We start from the raw sequence: 16,653 nt of genomic DNA, 5'->3' as shown, positions 1-16,653 counted from the left end.
GCCAAGCGTGGCAAGCACAAACCAAAGGGGCGTCCGCAACCGGCCATGCCGGTGGCCGTCGATGCCGCCGCCGCAGGCGCGGCAGCGGTGGATGCCGAGGAAGCCGTCGCGGCAGCGGGCGATGCAACGGAAGTTGATGCCGATGCCGATGCGATGGACGCCGCTGCAGGCGTCGCCCCGGCGGCAGCAACCGCGGAAGCAGAGGCTCCGGCCGTCGCCGCACAGCACTCCGGTGTCCGCATCGCGCCGCTGCATCCGCGCGATCCGCGCGCGCCGTTCCTGGTGCTGGCCGACTACGAGCAGCGCAGCCTGGCGCACGTCGCCGGCCTGCCCGAGCAGCTCGACGCCCCCGGCCTGTGGCGCGGCGTGGCGTATCGGGTGGGCAGCCACCGGCTGGCCTCGGGGTTCAACGAGGTGGTTGAAATCCTGCCGCTGCCGGCACTGACCCACGTGCCGGGGGCATTGCCTTGGCTGCTGGGCGTGGCCAACATCCGTGGCAGCCTGTTGCCGGTCGTGGATCTCAAGCAGTTCCTGGAAGGCGAGCGTACCGTGCTGCACGAGCGCCAGCGCGTGCTGGTGGTGCGCCAGCCGGGTGGCGACGTCGCCATCACCATCGATGAGCTGTACGGCCAGCGCAGTTTCATCGAAGCCCAGGGCATCGACGCCAGTGCGCTGACCGAAGGGCGCTATGCACATTTCGTCGATCGCGCCTACCGCATGAACGACCAGGACTGGGGCGTGTTCAGCCTCGAGCGCCTGGCCCGTACCCCCGAATTCCGCCAAGCCGCCGCCTAACCCGCGGACTCCCAAGCAAGCCGAGGTCGCAACATGAGCAATTTGATGGATTCCGCCGCCGGCAAGGGCCGCAATCTCAGCACCAACTTCTGGATCTGGATGCTGATCGGTTCGCTGGTCGTCTTCGCCGGCAACACCTTGTACGCCACCACCAAGGCCTCGCGCCTCGGCGGTGCCAGTACCGCGGCGTCACGCCTGCAGCTCAACTCGCAGCGCCTGGCCAACCAGGGCCGCGAAGCCATCGACGGCAACGGGCAGGCATTCGAGGCGTTCAAGGCGACCAAGGGCGAAATCGATGCGGACATCAAATGGCTGAACGACCGCTTCGGCGACTCTGCCGACGTGTCGCGGCCGATCACCACGGTGTCCGGTACCTGGGCGCCGCTGGGCAAGCGCGCCGACGAAGTGCTGGGTTCGCAGCAAGTGGTGCTGGCGCTGGCCGGCCACGCCGACAGCTTCACCAACAAGGTGCCGCAGTTGCAGGCACAGCTGAACGAAGTGCTGCGCGGCCTGGTGTCGGGTGGTGCCACCTCGGCGCAGGTGTTCACCGCGCTGAACCAGGTGACGACATCCTCGTCGATGGCGCGCCGCATCGCCGAACTCCGCGCCGGCGGCGATGGCGCGCAAGTGGCCGCCGATGCACTGGGCCGCGACGCCGCGATGTTCGATCGGCAGATGAATGTGCTGATCAACGGCAGCCCCGACATCGCCAAGGTCAGTGCCGCCGGTGCCGTCGGCGCTCTCAGCCAGGCCAATACCCTGTGGCAGGGCATGAAGAAGGATCTCGACGCCATCGTCGGCGATTCGCGCAAGCTGATCGGTGCGCAGGCGTCGGCGGCGGCGCTGGCCACCGGCTCCGACAAGCTGCTGGGCGACAGTGAAAGCCTGTTCGCGGCGTTCACCTCGTTCGGCTCACTGAAGGACACCAGCGTCATCGGCGGCGTCTGGGTCAGCATCCTGTCGGGTGCGGTGGCGCTGTTCTCCATCGTCGGCCTGCTGTGGGCACTGGGCCGCGCCCAGCGCATCCGCTACCAGACCACCAAGGAACTGAACGACCGCAACCAGGAGGCGATCATGCGCCTGCTGGACGAAATGGGTTCGCTCGCGGAAGGCGACCTGACCGTGAAGGCGACCGTGACCGAGGACATGACCGGCGCGATCGCGGACTCGATCAACTTCGCGGTGGAGCAGCTGCGCACCCTGGTGGCCACCATCAACGACACCTCGGTGCAGGTGGCGTCCAGCGCGCAGGAAACCCAGGCCACCGCCATGCATCTGGCCGATGCCGCCGAACACCAGGCGCAGGAAATCAACTCCGCCACCAACCGCATCAACGAAATCGCCACCAGCATTAACCAGGTGTCGCGCAACTCCGCCGATTCGGCCGAGGTGGCGCGGCGCTCGGTGCAGATCGCAACCAACGGCGCCGGCGTGGTGCGCCAGACCATCGCCGGCATGGACAGCATCCGCGACCAGATCCAGGAAACCTCCAAGCGCATCAAGCGGCTGGGTGAAAGCTCGCAGGAAATCGGCTCGATCGTGGAACTGATCAACGACATTTCCGAACAGACCAACATCCTGGCGCTGAACGCGGCCATCCAGGCGGCATCCGCAGGTGAGGCGGGTCGCGGGTTCGCGGTGGTGGCCGACGAAGTGCAACGCCTCGCGGAACGCTCTTCCGGCGCCACCAAGCGCATCGAATCGCTGGTGCAGACCATTCAGGCCGATACCAACGAAGCGGTCAGCTCGATGGAGCAAACGACCTCGGAAGTGGTCGCCGGTGCGCGCCTGGCCGAGGACGCGGGTACCGCGCTGGGCGAGATCGAAAAGGTGTCGTCCGACCTGTCGGGCCTGATTGAGGGCATCTCGGTGGCGGCGCAGGAGCAGTCCACCGCGGCCACCAACATCACCCAGGCCATGAACACCATCCAGTCGATCACCGCGCAGACCTCGCAGGGTGCCAGCCAGACCGCCGAGTCGATCGGCAATCTGGCCCAGCTGGCCGCCGACCTGCGTCGCTCGGTCGCCGACTTCAAGCTGCCTGCCTGACGCCGGGCGAAGACAGGGATCGGGATGAACAACACCCTCCAGGCCAGCCCCGCATCGCAGGGCCTTGACGGAGCCTCGACATGACGACGGCCCTGCGGGACGCCATCGACCATACCGCGCTGGGTTGGGTCAAGCCCGAGATCGACGAAGCCCTGCGGCAGGCGCGGATCGAGCTTGAAGCCTTCGCCGAAACGCCGGCGGAGGCCATGCCAATGGCTACCTGCATGAGCCACCTGCACCAGGTGCAAGGCACCTTGCGGATGCTCGAATTGCAGGCCCCGGCGATGGTGGCCGGAGAAATGGAAGCGTTGGCGGCCGCCATCCACGACGGCACCGCTCCCGCCCAGAATGACGTGCTGGCGGCGCTGATGCGCGGTTTGGTGCAACTACCCGATTACCTTGAACGCCTGCAGGGCGGGCACCGCGACATCCCCATCGTGCTGCTGCCGCTGATCAACGAGCTGCGCGCCGCGCGCGGTGCCGAGCCGCTTGCGCAGGACGCCCTGCCCAGCCTGCTGGTGGCACCGACCGAAGCGGAAATCGAACATGCGCGCGGCAGCCTGGCCGGGCGCAACCGCGCCCTGCTCGATACCGTCGCGGCCGCGATCAAGGAAGACCTGCTGAAGGTGAAGGACGCGCTGGATTTGCACCTGCGCGGCAGCCAGGGCAATCCGCAGGAGTTGGCACCGCAGGTCGAAGCACTCGATCGCATCGGTGAAACCCTGGGCATGCTGGGCCTGGACAGCGCCCGGCTGGTGGTGCAGGAGCAGCGCAAGCTGCTGCATGCCATCGCCAGCGGCGCGCGCCCCTTCAGCGAGGGCGACCTGCTGGACGTGGCCAGCGCACTGATCTACATCGACCACTCGCTTGACGATCAAGTGACGCGGCTGGGCAGCTTCGATGCCGGCAGCGATGCCGGCGACCTGTTGGCGCAGGAATCGCGCAAGGTCATGGGCGCGCTGACCCGTGCCGCGGTGAGCAATTTCAGCGAAGTGCGCAGTGCCTTCGTGGCCTTCGTGGAAACCAATTGGGACCATGCCGCGCTGGAGCCGGTGCCGCGCCTGCTGACCGAAGTCGCGGGTGCGTTGCGCATCCTCGAATTGCCGCAGCCGGCGGAGTACCTGGATGCGTTGCAGCAGTACAGCAAGGCGGAGCTGATCGGGCGCAAGCAGGTGCCGGGCGGTCGCCAACTCGACACGTTGGCCGACGCACTGGCCAGCATGGAGTACTACCTCGAGTCCCTGCATGACCCACTGGGCCAGCGCCTGGACTTGCTGGACAAGGCGCGAGCGAGCCTCGAAGCCCTGCATTACTGGCCGATTCCGCAAGCCAGCGCGGCGGCACCCGCCGCAGTCGACGTGCCGGCGGCTCCCGAGACTGGGGCCGCCGTGGCAGCCGCCGTGACGGAGATGCCTGCCGCCGACGCACCGGTCGATGCGGCCGCCAATGCGCCGGCCGACGAGCCGGCCGACGAACCCGCCGATGAAACTGCGGGCACCGCCCTGCCTGCGGCGGCAGCCGTGGCCATCCCGCGTGCCGCGGGGGCGGTGGATGCCGGCTTCGTGTCGGCAGGCGAGGAAATCGACGACGAAATCCGCGAAATTTTCCTGGAGGAATTCCAGGACGAGATCGCCAACATCGACCAGTTGCTGCCGGCGTGGAAGCTGGCACCGGACGATGCCGAGAAGCTGCGTCCGTTGCGGCGCGTGTTCCACACCCTCAAGGGCAGTGGCCGCCTCGTCGGTGCCAAGGTGCTGGGCGAATTCGCCTGGCACGTCGAAAACATGCTCAACCGCGTGCTCGATGGCTCGCGTCCGGCCAGCCATGCGGTGGTGGCGTTCGTTGGCAACGCACGCGAACTGTTGCCGCAGCTGCATGCGGCACTGCGCGGCGAAGGCAGCGTGCAGGTCGACATCCCGGCACTGGAAGCGGTGGCCGACCGACTGGCAGCGGGTGAAGACGTGCTGTTGGCGGCCATGCCGGCCGCCGCGCCGGTTGAACCGGATGTCCCCGTGCCGGCAGCCGCCGTGAGTCACGCCGAGGTTGCCGCCCCCGACACGGTGGCGGTCAATGTCGATCCGGTGCTGCTGGAAATCCTGACGGCCGAGGTGGGCGGGCATCTGGAAACCGTGGATGCGTGGCTGCTGCAAGCGCAAGCGGGCGATGCCGCCATCACCGATGCACTGGTGCGTGCCGTGCACACCCTCAACGGCGCGTTCGCAATGACCGAAGTGCCTTCGGTCACCGCCTTCACCGCCCCGGCCGAAGGGTTCATCAAGCGTCTGCGTGCGGTACGTGCGCCCGCCGATGGCGATGGTGTCGCGGCGTTGGCGGAAATGGCCAGCGCGGTGCGTGCTTCCACCCTGGCCCTGCAAGCAGTGCCGGCATTGGTGCCGTTGCACGTCGCACTGGCGGCGAAGTTGTCGGCGTTGCGCGATGCGTTGCCGGAGGCCCATCTGCCGGTGGAGCCCGTGCTCCCCGACGAGACGGAGGCCGAAGCCGAGCGTCTGGCCGCCGAGCAGGCCGAAGCCGAGCGTCTGGCCGCCGAGCAGGCCGAAGCCGAACGTGTGGCTGCCGAACAGGCCGAAGCCGAGCGTCTGGCGGCCGAACAGGCCGAAGCTGCACGCCGGGCTGCCGAACAGGCCGAAGCCGAGCGTCTGGCGGCCGAACAGGCCGAAGCCGAGCGTCTGGCGGCCGAACAGGCCGAAGCTGCACGCCGGGCTGCCGAACAGGCCGAAGCCGAGCGTCTGGCGGCCGAACAGGCCGAAGCCGAGCGTCTGGCGGCCGAACAGGCCGAAGCTGCACGCCGGGCTGCCGAACAGGCCGAAGCCGAACGACTGGCGGCCGAACAGGCCGAAGCCGAACGTCTGGCGGCCGAGCAGGCCGAAGCCGCACGTCTGGCCGCCGAACAGGCCGAGGCCGAGCGTCTGGCCGCCGAACAGGCCGAAGCCGAGCGTGTGGCGGCCGAACAGGCCGAAGCCGAACGACTGGCGGCCGAACAGGCCGAAGCCGCACGTCTGGCGGCCGAACAGGCCGAGGCCGAGCGTCTGGCCGCCGAACAGGCCGAAGCCGCGCGGCAGGCCGCTCTGGAAGCGGCGTTGCTGGAGGCCGAGCGTGTGGCGGCCGAACAGGCCGAAGCCGAACGTCTGGCGGCCGAACAGGCCGAAGCCGAGCGTCTGGCGGCCGAACAGGCCGAAGCCGAGCGTCTGGCGGCCGAACAAGCCGAAGCCGAGCGTGTGGCAGCCGAACAGGCCGAGGCCGAACGTCTGGCAGCCGAACAGGCCGAAGCCGAGCGTCTGGCGGCCGAACAAGCCGAAGCCGAGCGTGTGGCAGCCGAACAGGCCGAAGCCGCGCGGCAGGCCGCTCTGGAAGCGGCGTTGCTGGAGGCCGAGCGTGTGGCGGCCGAACAGGCGGAAGCCGAGCGCGTGGCGGCTGAACAGGCCGAAGCGGCGCGTCTGGCCGCCGAACAGGCGGAAGCCGAGCGCGTGGCCGCCGAGCAAGCGGAAGCGGCACGGCGCGAAGCGGAACGCCAGGAAGCCGAACGCATCGCGGCGGCACGTGCCGAAGCCGAGCGTCTGGAGGCCGAGCGTGCCGCTGCCCGGCGTGCCGAAGCTGAACGCATCGAGGCCGAACGCCGCGCTGCCGAGGCCGCCGCCGTCGCCAAGGCGCGCGAATTGGCCGCGTTGGCGATGTTGCAGTCGTCGGCGGTGGCCAGCGAAGATCCGGACGAGGCGCTGGATACCGGCGAGCTCGATCTCGAACTGGTGGACATCTTCGTCGAGGAAGCCGGCGATCTGCTGGATCACTCCGATGGCGTGCTGGCGCAACTGCGCGAAACCCCGGACAGCAACGAACTGGTGGTCGAACTGCAGCGCGACCTGCATACCCTGAAGGGTGGCGCGCGCATGGCCGGGATGATGCCGGCCGGTGAGCTGGGCCATGCCATGGAGTCGCTGCTGGAGGCGGTGGCTGCACAGAAGGTGGAGTTCGGTGCGGATGGCATCCCGCTGCTGGAGCGCGGCTTCGACCGCCTGCACGGCATGATCACCCGCATCGCCGCGCGCCGCGCGATCGGCATGCCGGAGCAATTGATCGAGGAGTTCAACGCCCGCGCCGAGCGGCGCGAGGTGGTGGCAAGGCGGGTGGAGCATGCCGCGCCGGACACCGCCGCGACGACAGTGGACATGGCGTCCGTGTCGGGTGGCATGCCGCCGGTGGTGAAGAAACCGGAACTGCCGCCGTTGACCGCGCCCGTGGTGCACGACGGGATCGGCGACGACGACGACATCGGCGTGCGCGCGCCGCAGGAGCAGGTGCGCATCCGCGCCGACCTGCTCGACCGTCTGGTGAACTACGCGGGCGAAGTCGCCATCTATCGCGCCCGTCTGGAACAGCAGTTGTCCGCGTTCCGCAGCACCGCGCAGGAAATGGAGCAGACCAACCTGCGTCTGCGCGACCAGTTGCGCCGCCTGGATTCGGAAACCGAAGCGCAGATCATCGCCCGCTTCCAGCGCGAAGGCGACACCGGCAACGAGGCCTTCGATCCGCTGGAACTGGATCGCTTCAGCACCCTGCAACAGCTCTCCCGCGCGCTGGCCGAGTCGGCCGCCGACTTGCAGAGCCTGCACGGGTCGATGGAAGACCTGACCCGCCAGTACGAAACCCTGCTGACCCAGCAGTCGCGCGTCAGCTCGGAGTTGCAGGAAGGCCTCATGCGCACGCGCATGCTGCCGTTCGACTCGTTGGTGCCGCGCCTGCGCCGCGTGGTGCGCCAGGCCGCCGGCGAAACCGGCAAGCAGGCGCAACTCAAGCTCGACGGTGCCCAGGGCGAACTCGACCGCAACGTGCTGGAGCGCATGACCGCGCCGCTGGAGCACATGCTGCGCAATGCCATCGCGCACGGGCTGGAGCAACCCGATGCCCGCGTGGCCGCCGGCAAGCCGGCGGAAGGCAGCATCCGCGTGGCGGTGCGCCGCGAAGGGTCGGAAGTGGTGTTGCAGATCGCCGATGACGGTGCCGGCCTCAACCGCGCCGCGATCCGCGCCCGCGGGATCGAGCGCGGGTTGCTCGCGGCCGAGGCGCACCTGAGCGATGCCGAGCTGGACATGCTGATCATGCAGCCGGGCTTCTCCACCGCCGAGACCGTCAGCCGCCTGGCCGGCCGCGGCGTGGGCATGGACGTGGTGGCCAGTGAAGTGCGCCAGCTGGGCGGCTCCATCGACATCGCCTCCCGCCCCGGCGAAGGCACCACCTTCACCTTGCGCCTGCCGCAGACGCTGGCGGTCACGCAGGCGGTGTTCGTCAAGATCGCCGACACCGAATTCGCGGTACCGATCGCCTCGGTGCGCGGCGTGGGCCGCATCAGCCGCGAAGACCTCGCCAAGGGGGGGGGCAGCTACCGCTACGGTGGCGAGGATTACGCCCTGCACGACCTTGGCTCGTTGGTGGGTACCGCTCCGGCCAAGGCCGAAGGCCATCTGCAAATGCCGCTGCTGCTGGTGCGTGCAGGCGAGCTGCGGGCGGCGGTGGCGATCGACCAGGTGGTGGGCAGCCGCGAAATCGTGGTCAAGACCGGCGGTCCGCAATTAACCTCGGTGCCGGGTATCTTCGGTGCCACCATCATGGGTGATGGTCGCGTGGTGGTGATCCTCGACGTGCCGCCGCTGGTGCGTCGCCATGCCGCCGCGGTGCTGGAGGAAACGGCGGTCGCTCATGTGCCGGTGGAACATCGGCGGGTGCCGCTGGTCATGGTGGTGGACGACTCGGTCACCATGCGCAAGGTCACCGGCCGTGTGCTGGAGCGCCACAGTTTCGAAGTGGCGACCGCCAAGGACGGCCTCGATGCGCTGGAACGCATGGCCGACCTCATCCCGGACCTGATGCTGCTGGACATCGAAATGCCGCGCATGGACGGTTACGAGCTGGCCACGGCGATGAAGGCCGATCCGCGCCTGCGCAACGTGCCGATCATCATGATCACCTCGCGAACCGGCGAAAAACACCGCCAGCGGGCGATGGACCTGGGTGTCGAGCGCTACCTGGGCAAGCCGTACCAGGAAGTGGAACTGATGCGGAACGTGTTCGAGCTGTTGCAGCTTGAGCCGGTGGGCGCCGGGCTGTTGCAATGAACAGGCGGCGTGTGGTGGTTCTGGCGCGTGCGGGTGGCGCACGCGATCGCACCGAAGTGGCGGTGCGCGAGGCCGGTGCCGACGTGGCGGCCTCGCTGGATCCACTCACCACCAGCATCGACGACGTGCGCGCGGTGGCACCCGATGCGCTGGTGGTGGTGCTGGACCCGGTGGCGGAGACCGCGCTGGGCAAGTTCGACGACCTGCTTGCCGATCCCGCGTTGGAGGTCATGTTCGATGATGCCGACGTGGCGGCGCGGCGCGATGGCTGGGAAGCGGCGCGCTGGGCGCGGCACATGGCCGCCAAGCTGTACGGCCACGGCGATGTGCTGCCGGCGGTGCCGGAGCGGGCGGGTCGGCACGACTTCAACGCCGAGATGCAGGAACTGACCTTGCAGGTGGCCTCGATGCCGCAGGTACCACAGGCTCCAGCGCATCCGCCACGGCAGCGCGAAGGCGCCGTGGTGGTGGTGGCCGGCATCGGTGGCCCGGATGCGGTGCGCCAGTTGCTGGCGGCGCTGCCGGCCAATTTCCCGCGCCCGGTGCTGTTGCGGCAGAAAATCGAGGGCGGGCAGTACGACAAGCTGGTGCGGCAAATGCAACGCGCCACCACCATGCAGGTGGTGCTGGCGCAAGCCGGCGAGCCGTTGCAGCAGGGTGCCGTGCACGTGCTGCCGGATGGTCTGGACGTGGGTGAGACTCCTGCCGGACTGGTCTTTATCGAAACCGCGGCGGAGCCGCGGTTTGCCGCGCTGCCTGCCGGCGACAGCGCCATGCTGCTGCTCAGTGGCGCCGACCCGGGCATGCTGGATGTCGCCATGACCCTGCGCTGGGGCGGTGGGCTGGTGTACGGTCAGGCACCGGAAAACTGTTTCGACCCGGCCGCCAGCAAGGCGCTGGTGGCGCGCGGCGGCGAATCGCGCAGCCTCGCGGTGATGGGTCTCCAATTGCTTGAACGCTGGCACGCTTGAGGTAATCCATGTCCGACGTCGCTCCCATCATCCGAGGCGTGCTCATCCAGGTGGCCCAGGCGCGCCTGCTGCTGCCCAATGCCACCATTGCCGAAGTGCTGTCCTATGCGGAACCGGAGCCGATGTCCGATGTCCCGGCCTGGCTGCTGGGGCGCATCCGCTGGCGTGGCTGGCAGCTGCCGCTGGTATCGTTTGCCCGCTTCGCCGGCCTGGCCGAGGAAGCCGGCGGCCTGGGCAGCAAGGTGATCGTGCTCAAGGCGCTGGGCGGTGACGTCAAGCGTCCGTACTTCGCCATGTTGACCCAAGGCTTCCCGCGACTGGTGACGGTGACCGAAGCCGCGTTGGCCACCCTGGACGACGGCGGGGACCTGCCGGAGGGCGAACTGGCCCGTGTGCGCCTCAACGAAGACGAGGCGGTGGTGCCGGACCTGGCGGCGCTCGAGTTGCGCTTGCAGGAAGCGCTGGCGGCGGCTGCCTAGCCACGTCTAGCCAAGGTCGCCGCACAGTGCCTGGAGTGCGCTGATCGCGGCGATGCCGGCGGTTTCGGTGCGCAGCACGCGCGGCCCCAGCCGCAGCCCTTCGTAGCCTGCGGCGACCAGGTGTTCGCGGTCGCGCGGCGACCAGCCGCCTTCCGGGCCGATCGCCAGCGTGCAGGCGCGCAACTCGCCGCCTTGCAGCAACGCCAGCGTGCTGTCGGCGAACGGGTCGAGGAGGAAGCCGCGGCCCTCGCGCAGCGCGGCAACCTGCGCCAGCGACTGCGGTGCCAGCACCTCGGGCACACTGGCGCGACCGCTCTGCTCGCAGGCGGAAATCACCACTTCACGCCAATGCGCAAGGCGCTTGGCGGCACGCTGCGCGTCCAGCTTCACTTCGCTGCGTTCGCTGTCCACCGGCAGGATACGGGCAACGCCCAGTTCGGTGGCCTTTTGCAGGATCCAATCCATCTTCTCGCCGCGCGCGATGCCCTGCAGCAAGGTGATGCGCAGCGGCGACTCGTTGTCGACCCGGCGCGCGCCGACGATCTCCGCGCGTGCGTCGCGCTTGCCGGCGACGACGATGCGGGTGTCGTAATCGAAGCCGTCGCCGTTGAACAGCACGCAGGCATCGCCCACCTGCAGGCGCAGCACGCGAATCAGATGCGCGGCGGTGCCTTCCGGCAGGACGATGGTGTCGCCCGCGTGCAACGGCAGGTCGACGAAGCTGCGGGTCAGGCGCATGGCGAGGCTTCCTCCAGCGCAGTGGCGGTGGCTCCGGCCAGCATGTCGAGCTGCGCGTCATCGATGCAATAGGGCGGCATCCAGTACAACACATCGCCCAGGGGGCGCAGCAGCACGCCCAATTCCAAGGCTTTGCGGTACAGCCGCAGGCCGCGGCGGCCGGCGATTTCCACCGCGTGGCCGTCCTCGTCGCTGCCGGTTTCCGGGTGCAGTTCGATGGCGACGATCATGCCGGTCTGGCGCACTTCGGCCACCTGTGGATGTTGCGCGAAAGGCGCGGCCAGTGCGGCCATGCGGGCAGCGGTCCGGTGGTTGCGGGCGATCACGTCGTCGGCGTGCAGGATGTCCAGCGAGGCCAGCGCCGCCGCGCAGGCCAGCGGGTTGCCGCTGTAGCTGTGCGAATGCAGGAATGCACGCTCGCGCGAGTCGTCGAGGAAGCCATCAAAGATCGCCTGCGTCGCCAGCACCGCGCACAGCGGCAGGAAGCCGCCGGTGAGGCCTTTCGACAGGCACAGCAGATCCGGCTGGATGCCTGCCTGCTCGCAGGCGAACAGCGTGCCGGTGCGGCCGAAGCCCACCGCGATTTCATCGGCGATCAGGAACACGCCATGCAGATCGCACAGTTCGCGCACGCGGCGCAGGTAAGCCGGATGATGCATGCGCATGCCGCCGGCGCATTGCACCAGCGGCTCGACGATCATCGCGCAGACTTCGCCGGGATGCGCGTCCAGCAGGGCTTGCAGCGCATCGGCGGCACGCTCCGCACAGGCGATGGCCGCGGCCTCGTCGCGGCTGCCGAATGCATCGGGCGAGGGGGCGAACAACACGTCCAGCAGCAGCGGGGCGTACACCCGGCGGTACAGCGGGATGTCGCCCACCGACAGTGCCCCCAGCGTTTCACCGTGGTAGCTGTTGGCCAGCGTGACGAAGCGCGTGCGCCGGGTGTCGCCACGGTTGTGGAACCAGTGGAACGCCATCTTCAGTGCGACTTCCACACCGGACGAACCGTTGTCGGCATAGAACACCTTGGCCAGCGGCTGCCGCCCGGCCTGCTGCGGGGCGCAAGCCAGCAGGCGTTCGGCCAGTTCCACCGCCGGTGCGTGCGAGAACCCGGCCAGGATGACCTGCTCCAACGTGCGCGCTTGCCGGCCGATGGCCTCGGCGATGCGCGGTTCGGCATGGCCATGCAGGTTGGTCCACCAACTGCTGACCCCGTCCAGCACGCGGCGGCCGTCGAACCCCACCAGCCACGCACCTTCGCCATGCGCGACGGGGAACAGCGGCAAGGCATCGGGGTGTTCGCGCATCTGCGTGCATGGGTGCCACAGCACGGCCAGATCGCGTGCGCGCCAGTCGCTGGCGGCGGCTATCATGGGGGCATCGTGAAGTCCTTTCATCCGCCCATTATCGCCGGGGCGGGCGCATGAGCCATCCGCTGCCCGTCATCCACGGCATCACCGAGCACGACGCCGGCCCGTACCGGATGGAGACGCTCGACCTCGAGTTCTCCAACGGCGAGCGCCGCCGCTACGAGCGCCTGCACGGGCGCGGGCATGGCGCGGTGGCGGTGGTGCCGATGCTGGATGCCGACACCGTGCTGCTGGTGCGCGAATACGCGGCCGGCGTGCACCGCTATGAACTGGGGCTGGTGAAGGGAAGGATGGATGCCGGCGAAACCCCCGAGCAGGCCGCCAACCGCGAGCTGATGGAAGAAGCCGGCTACGGCGCGTCCGACCTGCACGTGCTGCGCAGCCTGAGCCTGGCACCCACCTACATGAGCCACCAGACCCACGTGGTGCTGGCGCGCAACCTGTACCCGCAGCGGCTGCCGGGCGACGAGCCGGAGCCGCTGGAACTGGTGCCGTGGAAGCTGGCCGACCTCGGGCAACTGATCCTGCAGGAAGATTTTTCCGAAGGCCGCACCATCGCGGCCTTGTTCATCGCCCGGGAGTGGCTGCAACACCATGCTGAACCTTGATGCCCTGCGTGACGGCGTGATTGCGATTGCGCGCCAAGCCGCCGCCGAGATCCTGCGGGTGTACGAAAGCGAATTCGCGGTGCAACACAAGGATGACGATACGCCGCTGACCGCCGCCGACCTCGCCGCGCACCGCTGCATCGTCGCCGGCCTGGCCACACTGACGCCGGATATCCCGGTGGTGTCGGAAGAGTCGAAGGCACTGGACATCACCCAACGTCGGCAATGGCGGACCTTCTGGTTGGTGGATCCACTCGACGGCACCCGCGAATTCGTCAAGCGCAACGGCGAGTTCACCGTCAACATCGCCCTGATCGAGGACGGCGTGGCGACCTTCGGGGTGATCCAGCAACCGGTGACCGGGATGCTGTGGCACGGCCGGCCCGGGCAGGGCGCGTTCAAGCGCGACGGGCGCGTGGACACGCCGATTCGCGCCGCCGTTCCCGCGCCCACCCCGTTGCGCGTGGCTGCCAGCCGTTCGCATCGCGATGCGCGCACCGACGCGGTGATCGCGGCGTTGCCGGGTTGCCTGGTGCTGGGCTGCGGGTCGTCGCTGAAGTTCTGCAGGATCGCCGAGGGCGTGCTGGACCTGTATCCGCGCTTCGGCCCCACCAGCGAGTGGGACACCGCCGCCGGGCAGGCGATTCTGGAAGCCGCCGGTGGCGCGGTGCTCGATCCACAGGGCCGGCCGTTCCGCTACAACCAGCGCGACACCCTGCTCAACGGCGATTTCGTGGCGTTGGGCGATGTCGCCGTGCGCGCGCGGTTGCCGGCATGAGCGACATCGCGGAATTGCTCGCCATCATGGCCAGGCTGCGCGACCCGGACGGTGGCTGCCCGTGGGATCTGCAGCAGAGCTTCGCCTCCATCGCGCCCTACACCATCGAGGAAGCCTACGAAGTCGCCGATGCCATCGACCGCGGCGACCTGGCCGACCTGAAGGACGAACTGGGCGACTTGCTGCTGCAAGTGGTGTTCCATGCGCGGATGGCGGAGGAGGCCGGTGCGTTCGCGTTCGGCGACGTGGTGGCGGCGATCTGCGACAAGCTGGTGCGCCGGCATCCGCATGTGTTCGGCGACACGCATGTCGACGGCAGCGGCGAGGTGCTGCGCCATTGGGATGCGATCAAGCGCGCCGAGCGCGCCGCCAAGGGCGAAGCCGACACCTCCGCGCTGGCCGGCATTGCGCGCGGCCTGCCGGAATGGCAGCGGGCGGTGAAGCTGCAGCACAAGGCGGCCAAGGTCGGCTTCGACTGGCCCGGCCCGGCGCCGGTGCTGGACAAGCTGGCGGAAGAGATCGACGAGGTGCGCGTGGAATTCGACGCAGTGGCGGCCGACCCGGGCGATGCCGCCGCGCGCGACCGGCTGGAGGACGAGCTGGGCGACGTGTTGTTCGTCTGCGCCAACCTGGCGCGGCACGCGCACGTCGACGTGGGCAGCGCGCTGCGCCGCGCCAACGCCAAGTTCGAGCGCCGCTTCCGCGCGATGGAGGCGCTGGCCGCTGCCGACGGCGGCCTGGCCGGCAAGCCGCTGGATGTGCAGGACCGCTATTGGGTGCAGGCCAAGCGGGCCGAGAAACCGTAGCGCGGGCCCGTGGCGCGGCGCATCACTCCAGGAAGATCAGCCACGCCGCAACGAGGATGAGTCCGAAGCCGGCCCAATGGTTCCACTTCAGCGGTTGCCCCAGGTACCAGATGGAAAACCCGGCGAACACCAGCAGGGTGATGGCCTCCTGCATGCCCTTCAATTGCGGCGCGCTGTAGACGGCGCTGCCGATGCGGTTGGCCGGCACCATCAGGGAGTATTCGAAGAACGCGATGCCCCAGCTGACCAGCACGACCTTGTAAAGTGCCACGTCGCGATGTTTCAGGTGGCCATACCAGGCGAAGGTCATGAACACGTTGGAGCAGATCAACAACAGCGGGGCAAGCAGGCGGGCGTAGGGCATGGCGGGGTGTGGGCGGGAGGCGTCACGGGGCGTCAAGGGTAGCGCCCTTCACACCGCATCAACCGGGTTTCCGGCATGGTCTGGCCAGGTAGACGGGAAGCGAGGCACGCATGCGCGAGCACGATCACGCGGGGCTGGTGCTCATCGTGGAAGACAACCGCAACATTTCCGAGATGGTGGGTGAATACCTGGAAGGTCGCGGCTTCGAAGTGGACTACGCCGCCGATGGCGTGGATGGCTACCGGCTGGCGTCCGAGAATGTCTACGACGCGATCGTGCTGGACCTGATGCTGCCGCGGCTGGATGGCATCGAAGTGTGCCGCCGCCTGCGCGGCGAGGCGCGCAAGGCCACGCCCATCCTGATGCTGACCGCGCGCGACACGCTGGACGACAAGCTGACCGGGCTGTCGTCCGGGGCTGACGATTACCTCACCAAGCCATTTGCCATCCGCGAGCTGGAGGCGCGGCTGCATGCGCTGATCCGCCGCGAACGCCGGCAGGTGGGCGGGGAGGTCCTGCGGGTGGGCGATCTGGAACTGGACCCCGCGCAGTTGCGCGCCAGTCGCGCCGGCCACGAGTTGCAGTTGTCCCCGATCGCGCTGCGTTTGCTGGCGATCCTGATGCGGGAATCGCCGAAGGTGGTGAGCCGGCAGGACATCGAACACGAGATCTGGGGCGATGCGCTGCCGGATTCGGACACCCTGCGCAGCCATCTCTACAACCTGCGCAAGGTGCTGGACAAGCCGTTCGGCCGGCCCTTGCTGCACACCGTGCAGGGGGCGGGCTACCGCCTTGCCGAGCTGGCGTCCTGAGGCTGCCGCGGAAGACTTGCGCGCATGACTTCGACCGGCCCCTGCCAACTGCCGCCGTCCGCCAGCGACCCCGACGGCGCGCGTGCCAGTGATTTCATGCGCGATGCCAGCCACGAGCTGCGCACGCCATTGACCGTGGTGCGGGTGGCCAGCGACCTGATCGCCCACGATGACGGCCTCTCCGACGCATCGCGGCGCTCGCTCGAGCGTATCCAGGCGGCCGTGGCGGACATGGAGGCGGTCATCGACGCACTGCTGTTGCTGGCACGCGGGGAGCAATGCGCGCTCGACACGGACGTGTTCCCGGTGCGCGAAGTGGTGGAACACGCGTTGGCGCGCCTGCAACCCCTGCTGGAGCACAAGCGGTTGCGGCTGGAGACGGAGTGGCGGGCCGCCCCGGTGTTGCTGGCGCCGCCGTGCGTGCTGCGGGTGATGCTGGGCAACCTGCTGGCCAATGCCGTGCGCTTCACCGATGCGGGCGTGGTGCGGGTACGCCTGCTGGCGGACCGGGTGGAGGTGGAGGATACCGGCATCGGCATGGATGCGGCCACGCTGGCGCGGGCCTGCGAGCCGTTCTTCCGCGGCGAAGCGGCCACCCCCGGGCTGGGCCCGGGCCTGGGCCTGTCGATCGCCCATCGGCTGGGGCAGCGCTGCGGCTGGCGTTTGCGGCTGCAAAGTGTCCCGGGGCAGGGAACCTGCGCCGGCATCGAGTTCGGGGCCTCGCTCCGGGACTGATGGCGCGCTGCGGGCGCTTG

Annotated in this window: 13 protein-coding genes; 10 read left to right on the top strand and 3 right to left on the bottom strand. The window is 68.9% G+C overall.

From position 1 onward, the window contains the following. Positions 1 to 249 precede the first annotated feature (249 nt). The 5 genes from ACE3OK_RS09605 to ACE3OK_RS09585 all read left to right on the top strand — a co-directional run bounded on the left by ACE3OK_RS09605 (position 250) and on the right by ACE3OK_RS09585 (position 10,422). Positions 250 to 795 (top strand): chemotaxis protein CheW, encoded by a 546-nt coding sequence (locus ACE3OK_RS09605; RefSeq protein WP_374249333.1) that lies wholly within the window; start codon positions 250 to 252, stop codon positions 793 to 795. Between the two features lie 33 nt (positions 796 to 828). Continuing rightward, positions 829 to 2,844, top strand: coding sequence for a methyl-accepting chemotaxis protein (locus ACE3OK_RS09600; RefSeq protein ID WP_374249309.1), 2,016 nt, complete (start codon positions 829 to 831; stop codon positions 2,842 to 2,844). An 80-nt stretch (positions 2,845 to 2,924) separates the two neighbouring features. Then, entirely contained in the window at positions 2,925 to 8,972 is a 6,048-nt protein-coding gene (locus ACE3OK_RS09595) for an Hpt domain-containing protein (protein WP_374249308.1), read from the top strand. Continuing rightward, positions 8,969 to 9,943, top strand: coding sequence for a chemotaxis protein CheB (locus ACE3OK_RS09590; protein ID WP_374249307.1), 975 nt, complete (start codon positions 8,969 to 8,971; stop codon positions 9,941 to 9,943). Before ACE3OK_RS09595 ends, ACE3OK_RS09590 begins: the two co-directional genes overlap by 4 nt. A gap of 8 nt (positions 9,944 to 9,951) precedes the next feature. After that, complete coding sequence (locus ACE3OK_RS09585) at positions 9,952 to 10,422, top strand: chemotaxis protein CheW (protein WP_374249306.1); 471 nt, start codon at positions 9,952 to 9,954, stop codon at positions 10,420 to 10,422. Between the two features lie 6 nt (positions 10,423 to 10,428). Here the strand turns inward: ACE3OK_RS09585 and ACE3OK_RS09580 are convergent, their stop codons facing one another. Together ACE3OK_RS09580 and bioA are read right to left on the bottom strand one after the other, a co-directional pair. Beyond that, positions 10,429 to 11,160, bottom strand: a complete 732-nt coding sequence (locus ACE3OK_RS09580) for a 16S rRNA (uracil(1498)-N(3))-methyltransferase (protein WP_374249305.1) — start codon at positions 11,158 to 11,160, stop codon at positions 10,429 to 10,431. Continuing rightward, positions 11,151 to 12,533 (bottom strand): adenosylmethionine--8-amino-7-oxononanoate transaminase, encoded by a 1,383-nt coding sequence (gene bioA / locus ACE3OK_RS09575; RefSeq protein ID WP_374249304.1) that lies wholly within the window; start codon positions 12,531 to 12,533, stop codon positions 11,151 to 11,153. Before bioA ends, ACE3OK_RS09580 begins: the two co-directional genes overlap by 10 nt. Positions 12,534 to 12,583: 50 nt before the next feature. On the opposite strand from bioA, the gene nudE reads away from it, so the two are divergent. From nudE to mazG, 3 genes are read left to right on the top strand one after another with little or no spacing between them, the layout of a single operon-like run. Continuing rightward, complete coding sequence (gene nudE / locus ACE3OK_RS09570) at positions 12,584 to 13,138, top strand: ADP compounds hydrolase NudE (RefSeq protein WP_374249303.1); 555 nt, start codon at positions 12,584 to 12,586, stop codon at positions 13,136 to 13,138. Further along, positions 13,125 to 13,916: a 3'(2'),5'-bisphosphate nucleotidase CysQ gene (gene cysQ, locus ACE3OK_RS09565; RefSeq protein ID WP_374249302.1), complete on the top strand. Its 792-nt coding sequence runs from the start codon at positions 13,125 to 13,127 to the stop codon at positions 13,914 to 13,916. Before nudE ends, cysQ begins: the two co-directional genes overlap by 14 nt. Further along, positions 13,913 to 14,722, top strand: coding sequence for a nucleoside triphosphate pyrophosphohydrolase (mazG, locus tag ACE3OK_RS09560; protein ID WP_374249301.1), 810 nt, complete (start codon positions 13,913 to 13,915; stop codon positions 14,720 to 14,722). Before cysQ ends, mazG begins: the two co-directional genes overlap by 4 nt. 22 nt (positions 14,723 to 14,744) lie before the next feature. On the opposite strand, the gene ACE3OK_RS09555 is transcribed toward mazG, so the two are convergent. Next, positions 14,745 to 15,086, bottom strand: coding sequence for a DMT family protein (locus ACE3OK_RS09555; RefSeq protein ID WP_374249300.1), 342 nt, complete (start codon positions 15,084 to 15,086; stop codon positions 14,745 to 14,747). 110 nt (positions 15,087 to 15,196) lie between these two features. Between ACE3OK_RS09555 and ACE3OK_RS09550 the strand changes: the two genes are divergently transcribed. Then, a complete protein-coding gene (locus ACE3OK_RS09550; protein ID WP_374249299.1) occupies positions 15,197 to 15,898 on the top strand; it encodes a response regulator transcription factor in 702 nt (233 codons plus the stop codon). Positions 15,899 to 15,922: 24 nt separating this feature from the next. Next, entirely contained in the window at positions 15,923 to 16,633 is a 711-nt protein-coding gene (locus ACE3OK_RS09545; protein WP_374249298.1) for a sensor histidine kinase, read from the top strand. The last annotated feature ends 20 nt before the right edge of the window (positions 16,634 to 16,653 follow it).

Source organism: Thermomonas sp. (assembly GCF_041905325.1).
Taxonomy (GTDB): domain Bacteria; phylum Pseudomonadota; class Gammaproteobacteria; order Xanthomonadales; family Xanthomonadaceae; genus Thermomonas.
The sequence above is the reverse complement of the archived record's forward strand: the minus strand, read 5'-3'. Positions and strand labels throughout refer to the sequence as shown.